9 protein-coding genes and 2 riboswitches are annotated in these 13,915 nt (G+C 63.9%); of the genes, 8 read left to right on the forward strand and 1 reads right to left on the reverse strand.

The window, feature by feature from the left end; all coding sequences use genetic code 11:
* Nucleotides 1–12: 12 nt before the first annotated feature.
* Nucleotides 13–2,106 carry a UvrD-helicase domain-containing protein gene (locus tag AAGS40_RS14910; protein WP_345812277.1) on the reverse strand — a complete coding sequence of 698 codons (2,094 nt, stop codon included), beginning with the start codon at nucleotides 2,104–2,106 and terminating at the stop codon, nucleotides 13–15.
* A 480-nt stretch (nucleotides 2,107–2,586) separates the two neighbouring features.
* Between AAGS40_RS14910 and AAGS40_RS14915 the strand changes: the two genes are divergently transcribed.
* The 8 genes from AAGS40_RS14915 to AAGS40_RS14950 all read left to right on the forward strand — a co-directional run bounded on the left by AAGS40_RS14915 (nucleotide 2,587) and on the right by AAGS40_RS14950 (nucleotide 13,764).
* Nucleotides 2,587–3,636, forward strand: a complete 1,050-nt coding sequence (locus AAGS40_RS14915; protein WP_345812278.1) for an oxidoreductase — start codon at nucleotides 2,587–2,589, stop codon at nucleotides 3,634–3,636.
* Between the two features lie 159 nt (nucleotides 3,637–3,795).
* On the forward strand, nucleotides 3,796–4,146 hold the full coding sequence (locus AAGS40_RS14920) for a hypothetical protein (RefSeq protein ID WP_345812279.1): 351 nt from the start codon (nucleotides 3,796–3,798) through the stop codon (nucleotides 4,144–4,146).
* Nucleotides 4,147–4,288: 142 nt separating this feature from the next.
* A riboswitch (glycine riboswitch) is annotated at nucleotides 4,289–4,390 on the forward strand.
* Between the two features lie 34 nt (nucleotides 4,391–4,424).
* Nucleotides 4,425–4,577: riboswitch (glycine riboswitch) on the forward strand.
* 81 nt (nucleotides 4,578–4,658) lie between these two features.
* Nucleotides 4,659–5,777 (forward strand): glycine cleavage system aminomethyltransferase GcvT, encoded by a 1,119-nt coding sequence (gcvT, locus tag AAGS40_RS14925; protein ID WP_345812280.1) that lies wholly within the window; start codon nucleotides 4,659–4,661, stop codon nucleotides 5,775–5,777.
* Nucleotides 5,778–5,841: 64 nt separating this feature from the next.
* Entirely contained in the window at nucleotides 5,842–6,222 is a 381-nt protein-coding gene (gcvH, locus tag AAGS40_RS14930) for a glycine cleavage system protein GcvH (protein ID WP_345812281.1), read from the forward strand.
* 70 nt (nucleotides 6,223–6,292) lie between these two features.
* On the forward strand, nucleotides 6,293–9,229 hold the full coding sequence (gcvP, locus tag AAGS40_RS14935) for an aminomethyl-transferring glycine dehydrogenase (RefSeq protein ID WP_345812282.1): 2,937 nt from the start codon (nucleotides 6,293–6,295) through the stop codon (nucleotides 9,227–9,229).
* A 160-nt stretch (nucleotides 9,230–9,389) separates the two neighbouring features.
* Entirely contained in the window at nucleotides 9,390–10,520 is a 1,131-nt protein-coding gene (locus tag AAGS40_RS14940) for an alginate lyase family protein (protein WP_345812283.1), read from the forward strand.
* Nucleotides 10,521–10,546: 26 nt separating this feature from the next.
* A complete protein-coding gene (locus AAGS40_RS14945) occupies nucleotides 10,547–11,935 on the forward strand; it encodes an L-serine ammonia-lyase (RefSeq protein WP_345812284.1) in 1,389 nt (462 codons plus the stop codon).
* Between the two features lie 104 nt (nucleotides 11,936–12,039).
* Nucleotides 12,040–13,764, forward strand: coding sequence for a thiamine pyrophosphate-binding protein (locus tag AAGS40_RS14950; RefSeq protein ID WP_345812285.1), 1,725 nt, complete (start codon nucleotides 12,040–12,042; stop codon nucleotides 13,762–13,764).
* Nucleotides 13,765–13,915: the final 151 nt, after the last annotated feature.

The following is a 13,915-nucleotide window of genomic DNA, read 5'->3' on the forward strand; positions in this document are numbered from 1 at the left end:
TCCCGATAAAACTCAAGGCTTCTGCAACAACGCCTTCAGACTCGCCAGCCGGTCTTTCGGCGACATCGGCGCTTCTTCGGCTGTCGGCGGTGGGGCGTCGTCGAGCAGCATTTCGGGGATGAACCGCGACGGCTCGCACACCACCGTCTCGCGCGCCCGTTTGCGCTTCTTGCACCAGTTCAGATGCAGACTGCGCTGCGCCCGTGTAATCGCGACGTACATCAGCCTGCGCTCTTCCTCGATGCGCGCGTCGTCGATCGGCTCGTCGTCGGCGCCGCCGCGATGCGGCATGATGCCTTCCTCGACGCCCACCAGAAACACGTGCGGATACTCCAGACCCTTCGACGCGTGCACCGTCGAAAGCCGCACGGCGTCCGGATCCTCCTCGCGCCCTTCGAGCATCGACATCAACGCGACCGTCTGGATCAGTCCGAGCAGATTCTTGCCGGTGTCGCCGAAACCATCGGCGGTGTCGTAGCCGGTCGCTTCGCCCGCGTCCGCCGCACCTTGCGCCTCGGCTTTCGTGCCCTTGCGCTTGAGCCACTCCATGAACTCCAGCACGTTCTGCCACTTGGACTGCGCCTGGCGCTCGTCGAACGCGTCGTACAGGTACGCCTCGTAGTGGATCGCGTCCATCAGTTCGTCGAGCAGCGGACCGGCCGGGTCCTTTTCCGCGCGATCGGTGAGGCGCTGCATGAAGTCGCAGAACACACGCATCGGCTCGATCTGCCGCGGTGACAGGCGTGCTTCGATCCCGCCCATGTACACCGCCTCGAAGAGCGACACCTTCGCCTGGCCGGCAAACGAGCCGAGCGCTTCGAGCGTGGTATTGCCGACGCCGCGGCGCGGCGTGGTGATTGCGCGGATGAACGCCGGATCGTCATTCGCATTGGCGATCAGGCGCAGATACGCGCAGATGTCCTTGATCTCGGCCTTGTCGAAAAACGACTGACCGCCCGAGAGCACATACGGAATCCGTTCGCGCCGCAGCACCTGTTCGAAGATGCGCGCCTGGAAATTGCCGCGATAGAGGATCGCGTAGTCGCGGAAATTCGCGCGGCGCTCGAACTTGTGCGCCGACAGGCGAAACACGACCGATTCGGCTTCGTGCTCTTCGTCGTTGCAGCCGGTGACGGTGATGGTGTCGCCCATCCCGTGTTCGGACCACAGCTTTTTCTCGAACAGCTTCGGGTTGTTGGCGATCACGTTGTTGGCGGCGGTGAGAATGCGCACCGTCGACCGGTAATTCTGTTCGAGCTTGATGATGTGCAGCTTCGGAAAATCCTTGCTGAGCTGGCCGAGATTTTCGAGCGTCGCACCGCGCCAGCCGTAAATGGCCTGGTCGTCGTCACCGACCGCCGTGAACGCGCCGCGCGGGCCGGCCAGCAGCTTGACCAGTTCGTACTGGCACGCGTTGGTGTCCTGATATTCGTCGATCAGCAAATAGCGCAACCTGTTCTGCCAGCGGTCGCGCACCTGCTCGTTTTTCGCAAAAAGCTCGGCGGGCAGGCGGATCAGATCGTCGAAATCCACCGCCTGATAAGCGTGCAGCGTGGCCACGTAGTTGCGATAAACGATCGCGGCCTGATGCTCGTCTTCGTTTGCCGCGATCGAGATCGCCTCTTCGGGCATGATGAGGCCATTTTTCCACAGCGAAATGATCGACTGGATCTTGCGGATAAAGCCCTTGTCCGTCGAGCCGACCTGTTCCTGGATCATGCCGAAGCAGTCGTCGGAATCCATGATCGAGAACTGCGGCTTCAGCCCGACGTGCTCCGCTTCCTGACGCAAAATCTGTACGCCGAGCGAGTGGAAAGTACACACCGTCAGCTGATTGACGGGCACCTTGCGGCCTTCCTTGCCCGGCGTCGTGAGCGTCTTGCCTTCGAGCAATTTCCCGACGCGCTCGCGCATTTCCGCCGCGGCTTTGTTCGTGAAGGTGACGGCGGCGATATGGCGCGGCTCGAAGCCTTTTGCTTCGATCAGATGCGCGATTTTCTGCGTAATCACGCGTGTCTTGCCGCTGCCGGCGCCGGCGAGCACGAGACACGGACCGTCGAGATAGCGGACCGCTTCATTTTGAGCGGGGTTCAGGCCTGCGGACATCGTTATGGACGGGGAATGCGGTTGAAGGCGGCAGGGCGCGGCATCGCGACGGCAAGGGCCCTGCGGCATGCTGCGTGGGGCTGCGAGCGGGCGCTAATCTGATGCGACAGGCGTTTCGGCTCGCCTCGCTCTGCCCGGGAGGAGCGATGTTAACATGGAAAACGCGACGGAAAACACGACGGAAAACGCGATGGAAAGGCAACGGGAAATGCGAAGAAGAGCACGATGGGAATGCCCGGTTAAACGCTGCGGACTGACACACTGATCAATCCGCCAGTTCGCGAGGCATATAGGGGTACGCCGGCTCGACGCGCTGGATCCGGCACTCAATGGCGAGGCAGCTTCCCGCGCCGATTACCTATTTGCGTGGGCCGCTTCGCCACCCACCTGACAGACCGTCCTCGCGCCATGCCACAATCACGCTGTAGCGCGCCGCCGCCGCGGTGGCAAAGCGGCGCGCCGTTTTGCAGGAAGACACGCATGTCCGCATCGCTAAAGATTGGATTGATGGGTTACGGTTTTGCTGGCGCCACCTTTCACGCGCCGGTCATCGAACACAGCGGTCGGGCCACCGTTGCCGCCATTGCAACAGGTCAGCCCGAGCGCGCGCTCGCCGATTATCCGCACACAAAGGTAGTCGCCGATCTCGACGCGCTGCTGGCGCTCGACGACCTCGACTGCGTCGTGATCGCAACGCCGAACGATACCCATTTCGACCTCGCACGCCGCACGCTGGAGGCGGGCAAACATGTCGTGGTCGACAAGCCGGTCACGCTGACCGCCGCCGACGCCCACACGCTCGCCAATATCGCGCTCGCTCGCGGCAAGTTGTTCGTGCCGTTCCACAATCGCCGCTGGGATGGCGATTTTCTCACCGTACGCGATCTGCTCGCGAGTCAGGTGCTGGGCCGCATCACCCAATACGAATCCCATTTCGACCGTTTCCGTCCTGAAGTGCGTCAGCGCTGGCGTGAAGAGGCGTCGCGCGGCGGCGGCCTGCTGCTCGACCTCGGGCCGCATCTGATCGATCAGGCGCTGGCGCTGTTCGGCGCACCGCAAACCGTCTCGGCGACGGTGCGCACGCATCGCGACCAGGCCGGCGCGCCTGACTACGTGCATATTCAACTCGGCTACGGCGACTTCGAAGTCGTGCTGCACGCCAGTGCGTTGACCGCGCTGGTTGCGCCGCGTTTTTCGATTCACGGCACGCGCGGCAGCTATGTGAAGTACGGACTCGATACCCAGGAAGATCAGCTCAAAGCCGGCTTGCGTCCGGGCGACGAGGGTTTCGGCGCGGGCAACGAAGCGGGCACGCTGCGTGTGCTGGAAGGCGACCAGGAAGTGGAGCGCAAGCAGCCGACTCGCCATGGCGACTACACCGGCTTCTATATCGCGTTGGCCGATGCAATCCAGAACGGCGATAAATTCCCGGTCACGCCGCAAGACGCGGTGGACGTCATGACGATCATCGAACTTGCCGCGCGCAGTTCCGAAGAAGGCGTGCGCCTGCCGTTCGAGCGGATTCGATAACGCGCTTCTGCACGGCCCCCGCCGCGGCGCGCCGACCCTACACGTCCGTAAGGAACATAACGTTACAAATAAGCCCGCGCGCGCCGTCAGCGCGCGGGCGAGCCCATGCGTTCGTATCACCGTAACAGCACAAAACGACAACGACTTCCCGGAGAGTCCATGCCCCGTATCGTCCGCGCACTCGCTGCGTCCGCCTTGCTCAGTTCCCTCGCCGCCTGCGTGGTGGCGCCGCAACCCGCACCCGCTCCGCGTCCCAATCCGCAACAGATCGCGGATCAGCGCCTGCATCAGGTCGACGGCCGTCTCGACAACCTGAGCCGCCGCATCGACAACCACGTCAACCAGGGCTATTACCCGCCTCCGCAAGGCGGCGCGCTGCATCATCGTCTCGATGTGATCCGTCAGGAAGCACACGACATGGCCGCGCAACATGGCGGCGGTTTGTCGGCCGAAGAACAGCGCGTGCTGAACCAGGAACTGGACGGCGCGGCGCACGCCATCGGCGAATAAGTTGGCCGATGGCCATTGACGGCAAAAGCGCGGCGGCAGCCTGTCCCCGCGCTTTTTTTTGATACGTGCAGACCGGCGTCGCCAACCCCCGCACGGCTTGCGGGCCTTTATTTGACAAGCCTCCGGGGCTCGCGTACATTCGCCGCACGCGTCGGGAGAGCGTGCTGGCCGCAAGGAATCGCAGGCCGCGCCGCCGAAGGGGCACACCCGCAAACTCTCAGGCAAAAGGACCGACCGCGTCGAAAAACCCGCTTTGAGGCAGCATTCACGGCACCGGTTTTTCGCACTCTGGAGAGCGGCAGTAGCCGTCGGCGTCATCGCCATGACAAAGACCCGGCAAGCTGCCCACCGAAGGGGCGCGCGTTTCCCCGTGACTTGTAGAAGTGTCACGGCAGCGCAATCTCTCAGGTATCGAGGACAGAGGGGTCATGCACGATCACGCTCGCAGGCATCAGGCCGGCGAGGCGTTGCGCCGCATGGCCTTTTATGTTTCGCGAGATGCCCGAGGCCCCATGACCGAACTCAAACACACCCCGCTCAACGCCACCCATCGTGCGCTCAACGCCCGCATGGTCGATTTCGGCGGCTGGGACATGCCTGTCAACTACGGCTCGCAAATCGACGAACACCGCGCCGTGCGCACCGACGCCGGCATGTTCGACGTCTCGCACATGTGCGTCGTCGACTTCACCGGCGAGCGCGTGCGCGCCTTCTTCGAATTCGCGCTCGCCAACAACGTCGCCAAACTCCAAACGCCGGGCCGCGCGCTTTACTCCTGTCTGCTGAACCCGAACGGCGGCGTGATCGACGATCTGATCGTCTATTACTTCGGCGAAGATCATTTCCGCGTGGTGGTCAACGCGGGCACCGCGGACAAAGACATCGCGTGGTTCGGCCAGCTCAATGCCGAAGGCAGCTTCGGCCTCACGATCACGCCGCGCCGCGACTATGCGATCGTCGCCGTGCAAGGCCCGAATGCGCGCGAAAAAGTCTGGCAGACCGTGCCGGCCGTGCGCGTCGCCACTGAATCGATGAAGCCGTTCAACGCCGCACGCATCGACGACACGCCGTTCGGCGAACTCACCGTCGCGCGCACCGGCTACACGGGCGAAGACGGCTTCGAGATCATTGTCCCGGCGGACCACGTCGAAGCGTTGTGGAACGCGCTGCGAGCACAAGGCGTGCGCCCGGCCGGCCTCGGTGCGCGCGACACGCTGCGCCTCGAAGCCGGCATGAATCTGTACGGCCAGGATATGGACGACAACGTCTCGCCGCTCGACGCCGGTCTCGCATGGACCGTCGATCTGACCTCGCCGCGCGACTTCGTCGGCAAGGGCCGGCTGGAGGCGGACGGTTCGCGGGCTGCGTTCGTCGGCCTGATCCTGCTGAAGGAAAATGGCAAGGCGGCAGGCGTGCTGCGTGCTCACCAGAAAGTCGTCACGCCGCAGGGCGAAGGCGAAATCACGAGCGGCACCTTTTCGCCGACCATGCAGGAATCGATCGCTTTTGCACGCGTGCCGACAGGCGTGCAGCCGGGCGACACGGTGCATGTCCAGATCCGCGACAAAAACGTTCCTGCACGCGTGGTAAAACTGCCGTTCGTGCGCAACGGCAAAGTGCTCGCGGTCTGAGCAGACGGCGCGTACGTCCACCTCTTTCAAGTCACCACCGAATTACACCGCATAGGAGCATTCAATGAGCATCCCGGCCGATCTGAAATACACCGAATCGCACGAATGGGTCCGCACGGAAGCGGACGGCACGCTGACGGTCGGGATCACCGACCACGCGCAGGAAGCGCTCGGCGACATCGTCTTCTTCGAAGTCCAGGAACTGGGCAAGACCGTGACCGCCGGCGACACCGTCGCCGTCATCGAGTCGGTAAAGGCCGCCTCCGACATCTACGCGCCGGTCTCGGGCGAAATCATCGAAGCGAACACGGCCGTGGCCGATACGCCGGACTCGGTCAACAGCACGCCGTACGAAAGCTGGCTCTTCAAGATCAAGCCGGCCGCCGACGCGACGCAGGATCGTCTGATCGATGCAAACGCCTACAGCCAATCGATCGGCGCCTGATTCACCTTATCGTTAAACCGTCAGGTGCGGCGGCCGTCAGCATGGCGCGCCGCACCGCGAGGAATACCTCATGAAGCTCGAACACCCGGATCGTCTGATGAACCGCACTCCACTCTCGCTCGCCGCGCTCGAAGTGCACGACGCCTTCGCCGAACGGCATATCGGCCCGGATTCGGCCGACCAGCAAGCGATGCTCGACGCCCTCGGCTTTGCGTCGCGCGCCGCGCTGATCGACGCCGTCATTCCGAAGACGATCCGCCGCACCGAGACGCTGCCGCTCGGTTCGTTCACACAACCGAAAAGCGAAGCCGAAGCGCTCGCGTCGCTGCGTGAACTCGCGGACAGGAACCAGGTGTTTCGCTCGTACATTGGGCAGGGCTATTACAACACGCACACGCCGGCGGTGATCCTGCGTAACGTGCTGGAAAATCCGGCGTGGTACACCGCGTACACGCCCTACCAGCCGGAAATCTCGCAAGGCCGTCTGGAGGCGCTGCTGAACTTCCAGCAGATGATCGTCGACCTGACGGGACTGGCCATTTCGAACGCCTCGCTGCTCGACGAAGCCACCGCCGCCGCCGAGGCGATGACGCTGCTGCAACGCGTCGGCAAGCCGAAGTCGAACGTGTTTTACGTCGCCGACGACGTGCTGCCGCAAACCATCGAAGTGGTGAAAACGCGCGCGACGCCGGTTGGCATCGAAGTCAAAGTCGGTCCGGCCGCCGACGCCGCGAACGCAAACGCGTTCGGCGTGCTGCTGCAGTACCCGGGTGTGAACGGCGACGTGCGCGACTACCGCGCGCTCACCGAAGCGATCCACGCAGCGGGCGGCCACGTGGTGGTCGCCGCCGATCTGCTCGCATTGACCGTGCTCACGCCGCCGGGCGAATGGGGCGCGGACGTGGCGGTGGGCAACACGCAGCGTTTCGGCGTGCCGGTCGGCTTCGGCGGCCCGCACGCGGCTTACCTCGCCGTGCGCGATGAGTTCAAGCGCCAGATGCCGGGGCGGCTCGTCGGCGTGACCGTCGACGCGCAAGGCAACCCTGCGCTGCGCCTCGCGCTGCAAACGCGTGAACAGCATATCCGCCGCGAAAAGGCGACCTCGAACGTGTGCACCGCGCAGGCACTGCTCGCGATCATGGCCAGCATGTACGCGGTCTATCACGGCCCGCATGGTCTGAAAACCATCGCACTACGCGTGAACCGCATCGCCACGTTGCTCGCCGAAGGCGCGAAGCAACTCGGCTACACGCTCGCGAACGAAACCTTCTTCGACACGCTCACGTTCGAAGCCGGCGCGCGTACGCAAGCGCTGCGCGACGCAGCGGTCGCAAGGCGCATCAACCTGCGCCGCGTGAGCGACACGCAAGTGGGCCTGTCGATCGACGAAACCACCACGCGCCGCGATCTCGCCGATCTGCTCGCCGTGTTCGCCGAAGCCGCGGGCGCGAAAGACGTGCCGCAAGTGGACGCGCTCGACGCCGCCGTTGCCGCATCGAATGCGGGATCGGTGCCGGCCGCGCTGCAGCGCACCAGTGCGTACCTCACGCATCACGTGTTCAACCGTCACCATTCCGAAACGGAAATGCTGCGCTATCTGCGCAGCCTGTCGGACAAGGACCTCGCGCTCGACCGCTCGATGATTCCGCTCGGTTCCTGCACGATGAAGCTGAACGCGACCTCGGAAATGCTGCCGGTCACGTGGCCGGAATTCGGCCAGATCCATCCGTTCGCACCGGCCGCGCAAACCGTCGGCTACCGCGAGATGATCGATCAGCTCGAAGAGATGCTGGTCGCCGCAACCGGCTATGCAGCGGTGTCGTTGCAGCCGAACGCCGGCTCGCAAGGCGAATACGCGGGTCTGCTGATCATTCATGCGTATCACGCGTCGCGCGGCGAAGCGCATCGGAATGTCTGCCTGATTCCCGCGTCGGCGCACGGCACGAATCCGGCGTCGGCGCAGATGGCCGGCATGCAGGTGGTCGTGGTCGCGTGCGATGCGCAAGGTAACGTCGACATCGAAGACCTGAAGAAGAAAGCCGCCCAGCACGCCGACAAACTCGCGGCGATCATGATCACGTATCCGTCCACGCATGGCGTGTTCGAACAGAACGTGCGGGAAATCTGCGAAATCGTGCATGCGCACGGCGGCCAGGTGTATGTGGACGGCGCCAACATGAACGCGATGGTCGGCCTCACGGCCCCGGGCGAATTCGGCGGCGACGTTTCGCACCTGAACCTGCACAAGACGTTCTGCATTCCGCACGGCGGCGGCGGACCGGGCGTCGGCCCGGTCGCGGTCGGCGCGCATCTGGCGCAATTCCTGCCAAACCAGATCTCGTCGGGCTACGAGCGCGCGCCGAACGGTATTGGCGCCGTGTCGGGCGCGCCGTACGGCTCCGCATCGATCCTGCCGATCTCGTGGATGTATATCGCGATGATGGGCGCAAAGAACCTGACCGCCGCCACCGAAACCGCCATCCTGAACGCGAACTATGTCGCGAAGAAACTCGCGCCGTACTATCCGGTGCTGTACTCGGGCCCCGGCGGACTGGTCGCGCACGAATGCATTCTCGACCTGCGTCCTATCAAGGAAACGAGCGGCATCACCGTCGACGACGTCGCCAAGCGTCTCGCCGACTACGGCTTCCACGCACCGACCATGAGCTTCCCGGTGCCGGGCACGCTGATGGTCGAGCCGACCGAATCGGAGTCGAAGGAAGAACTGGATCGCTTCATCGAAGCGATGGTCGCGATTCGCGAGGAAATCCGCGCTGTCGAAGAAGGCCGCTCGGATCGCGAGGACAATCCGCTGAAGCACGCGCCGCACACCGCCGCCGTGGTGATCGCCAATGACTGGAACCATGCGTATGCGCGCGAAACCGCCGCGTATCCGCTGCCCTCGCTGATCGCGAAGAAGTACTGGCCGCCGGTTGGCCGCGCAGACAATGTTTACGGCGACCGCAATCTTTTCTGTTCCTGCGTGCCGATCGCCGATTACGAGTAAGCATGGACACTGCCGCGCATCGTTTGGCCGTTGTCAGCAGACGGCAGGGCGGTGCGCGGCGCTGTTTCCGGCGAAAAGTCTGACGCTGGCTCCCAGCCTGTCGCTCGTGGCCGCAAACGGCTAACATCACACACCGAATCAGCCCAACGAGGAGTTTCGCATGGTGCGAAAGGTGCGATCGATGCAAAGCCGGACCGAGGCAACGCAAGCCCAGGCGTGGCGCCAGGCCTGCACGCTGCTGTTGACGGGCGCGGCCGTGCTGTTGCCGCTGCGGCAGGCTCAGGCCGCGATGAATTTCTGCGCAGCCCCCGCGCTGCAAACCAGCGAGCGCACGAACGCCGATCCCGGCGTGAAGGCGCTGGTCGGCAACGTGCAGGCGCATCTGAACGATCAGCCACATGCGCAAGCCAGGCTGCATACCGAAGGCACGCTGCCGCATGAAGGTATCTACGATCAGAGCGTGGAAGCGGAGAAAGATCTCGATCTGTTGCGCGACGCCGCTCTGGCCTGGCGTGCGACGAGCGACGACCGTTATTTGAAGCTCGTCGACCGCCTGCTGTATGCGTGGGTCACGACCTATCAGCCGAGCTTCAATCCGATCGACGAAACCCGCTTCGAAGGGCTGATCCTCGCGTACGACATGACCGCGAGCGCGCTGCCCGTCAAAACACGCAATGCGTCAATGGCGTTTCTCACGAAGCTCGCGAACGGCTATATCGCGCAGATCGACGCACAGCCGCGTCCGCTGAAAGGCACCTACCTGAATAACTGGCAAAGCCACCGGATCAAGCTGATCTCGATGGCCGCATTTACGCTCGACAACCGCAAGATGATCAACGCGGCGCAGCGTCTGTTCGTCGAGCATATCGGCGACAACATCGAGCCGGATGGTTCCACCGTCGATTTCGGCGAACGCGACGCGCTGCATTACGTGACCTATGACTTGCAGCCGCTCGTCACCGCAGCGCTTGCCGCGCGACGCCACAACCGCAACTGGTTGTCGGAAAGAGGCGCGAACGGCGCGACGCTGCAGGCGGCCCTGAACTGGCTTGCGCCTTACGCGGCGGGCAGCAGGACGCACGACGAATTCGTGCATTCGAACGTTGCGTTCGATGCAAAACGTCGCGAAGCCGGCTTGCCCGGCTACTCGGGTCAGTGGGACCCGAAGAACGCGACAGAACTCTTTCACCTGGCGGCGCGTCTCGATGGACGCTATACGCCGATCGCGCTGAAGCTCGCCGCCACACCGCCCGCCTGGCTGGCCGTGTGTTTGCCGCTGCCGGCGCGATAAATCACTCTTGAAGCAGGGAGCAGTAAATGGCAGTCAGCGTGTTCGACCTCTTTAAAATCGGCATTGGTCCGTCCAGCTCGCATACGGTCGGGCCGATGCGCGCGGCGCTGATGTTCGCGCAAGGGCTCGAACGCGACGGCCTGCTCGATACGACCGCATCGGTGAAAGTGGATTTGTACGGCTCGCTTGGCGCGACCGGCAAAGGCCATGGCACCGATCGTGGCGTGATGCTCGGCCTGATGGGAGAGGCGCCCGACACGGTCGATCCGGACACGATTGCCGGGCGGCTCGAAGCGGTACGCGTCACGCGCAAGCTTGCGCTGCTCGGCACGCACGACGTGCCCTTCGTGCCAAAGGAGCAGATTTCGTTTTACCGCCAGGCGCTGCCCGAGCATCCGAACGGCCTCAAGCTGCGCGCGCTCAACGCGCAAGGCGAGACGTTGCGCGAATCGACCTATCTGTCGGTCGGCGGCGGTTTCGTGGTGACGGCCGGCGCGCCGAATACGAAAGTGTTGAGCGCAGTGGAACAGTTGCCGCACGCGTTTCGCACCGGCAACGAGTTGCTCGCGTTGTGTGACGCCACCGGCAAAAGCATCGCGCAATTGATGTGGGAAAACGAGCGCGTCTGGCACACGGAAGAGGAAACGCGCACGGGCATGCTGAAAATCTGGGACGTGATGCAGTCTTGTGTCGCGCGCGGTTGCGGCATCAACAATCCCGACGCCGACGGCAATCTGCCAGGGCCGTTCCAGGTGAAGCGCCGCGCGCCGCAGTTGTATCGCGCGCTGTCGGGCAATCCGGAACTGGCGCTGCGCGATCCGTTGTCGATGGTCGACTGGATCAATCTGTATGCGATAGCCGTCAACGAAGAAAACGCCGCGGGCGGTCGCGTCGTGACGGCGCCGACCAATGGCGCGGCCGGCATCATCCCCGCTGCGCTGCATTACTACACGCGCTTCATGCCGGGCTCGAACCAGCAAGGTGTGATTGACTTTCTGATGACGGCTGCGGCGATCGGCGTTCTGTACAAACTGAACGCGTCGATCTCGGGCGCCGAGGTAGGGTGCCAGGGCGAAGTGGGCGTCGCCTGTTCGATGGCCGCGGGCGCGCTCGCGGCGGTAATGGGCGGTACGCCGCGGCAGGTCGAGAACGCAGCCGAAATCGGCATGGAACACAACCTCGGACTGACGTGTGATCCGGTCGGCGGGATGGTGCAGATTCCGTGCATTGAACGCAATGCAATGGCGTCGGTGAAAGCGGTCAATGCCGCGCGCATGGCGTTGCGCGGCGACGGCAGCCATTACGTGTCGCTCGATTCGGTCATCAAGACCATGCGCGAGACCGGCGCGGATATGAAAACGAAGTACAAGGAAACGTCGCGCGGCGGCCTGGCGGTGAATATCGTCGAGTGCTGAGCGCGGTCTGAGATTTCTGTTTGAACGCGAGTGAGCGACGCGGGCTGCTTCGGCCCGCGTGGCCAACCTCATCGCATCACGCACTGTCTGGAGACTTCATCGCAATGTCGCAGCCGAATGTTCCCGCTTCTGATTCCGCTTCCGCCGCTCCCAGGACCACCGGCGCACGACTTGTAGTCGATGCGTTGCTTACGCACGGCGTCGAACGCGTTTTCTGCGTGCCGGGTGAAAGTTTTCTGGCCGTGCTCGACTCGCTGCACGACGAGACCGAGCACATTCAGACGATCGTCTGCCGGCACGAAGCCGCTGCGGCGAATATGGCAGAGGCGGTCGGCAAACTGACCGGCCGCCCGGGCGTGGCGATCGTCACACGCGGCCCCGGCGCGACGCATGCGTCGATCGGCGTGCACACGGCCTATCAGGATTCCACGCCGATGATTCTGCTGATCGGCCAGTGCGCGCGTGACCATCTGGATCGCGAGGCTTTCCAGGAGATCGACTACCGCCGCATGTTCGGTCAGATGGCGAAATGGGTCGCGCAAATCGACGACCCGAAACGCGTTCCCGAATACCTGAGCCATGCGTTCCATACGGCGACGTCGGGCCGGCCGGGGCCTGTCGTGCTAGCGCTGCCGGAAGATATGCTGAGCGAAGCGTGCGAGCATGTCGCTGGCGCGCCGGCCTTCCAGCGCGTCGCAGCGTCGCCCTCGGCCGCGCAAATCGGGAAGCTGCGCGAACTGCTCGAAGGCGCGCAACGCCCGATGGTGATCGCGGGCGGCAGCGGCTGGACGCCCGACGCGTGCGCAGACCTGCAACGTTTCGTCGAAAACTGGCAGTTGCCGGTCGGCCTCGCGTTCCGCTTTCAGGACACGCTCGACAACGAGCATCCGAACTATGCCGGCGACATCGGCCTCGGCATCAATCCGGCGCTGGCCCAACGTATCCGCGATGCCGACTTGCTGCTCGTCATTGGTCCGCGCCTCGGCGAAGCCACGACGAACGGCTACACGCTGTTCGATATTCCGAAAACGAAGCAGACGCTGATTCATGTGCATCAAGGCGCGGAAGAGCTCGGACGCGTCTACTCGGCGGACTTGCCGATCGTGTCCGGCATGCCCGAGGTGGCCGCGATGCTGTGCACCCTGAAGCCGTCCGCCGATCGTCCTGCATGGACCGGCGCAGCGGAAGACGCGCACCGCGCCTACCTCGACTGGCGCCGGCCGCGCCAAATTCCCGGCGACTTGCAGATGGGCGAAGTCATCGAGCAATTGCGCGCGCATCTGCCGCACGACGCCATCCTGACGAACGGCGCCGGCAACTACGCGACCTGGCTGCATCGGCATTTCTCGTATCGGCACTACCGCTCGCAACTCGCGCCGACGAGCGGCGCGATGGGTTACGGCGTGCCGGCGGCGATTGCGGCGAAATCGATGTATCCCGATCGCAAGGTGGTGGCGCTGGCCGGCGACGGCTGCTTCATGATGTCCGCGCAGGAACTCGCGACGGCGATGCAATACGACCTGCACGTGCTTTTCATCGTGGTGAACAACGGCCACTTCGGCACGATCCGGATGCATCAGGAGCGGCATTATCCTGGCCGCGTGCACGGCACGGGGCTCACCAATCCGGACTTCGCGGCGTTCGCGCGTTCGTTCGGCGCGCATGGTGAAACGGTGGAACGTACGGACGAGTTTTTACCGGCGCTCAAGCGCGCAATGCAGGCGAACCGCGCAGCCGTGATCGAGATCCGGATGCCGCAGGAAGCGAGCACGCCCGGCGCGACGCTGGAGCAGATCCGGGAGCAGGGCCGGAAGATGCGAGGCGAGTAAGCCGGCATCGAGGCGACGCGCGCAAGACCGCAACGGCAACATCGCGCGTCGTCTGACTGAATGGGGTGTCTGCCCAGGACACCCGGATCGCCCTCCGCGATCGGCAACGGTGCAACTTCGTCGTCCGAATGATCGAGTCCCGACAATAATA

The organism is Paraburkholderia sp. PREW-6R (genome assembly GCF_039621805.1).
GTDB lineage: Bacteria > Pseudomonadota > Gammaproteobacteria > Burkholderiales > Burkholderiaceae > Paraburkholderia.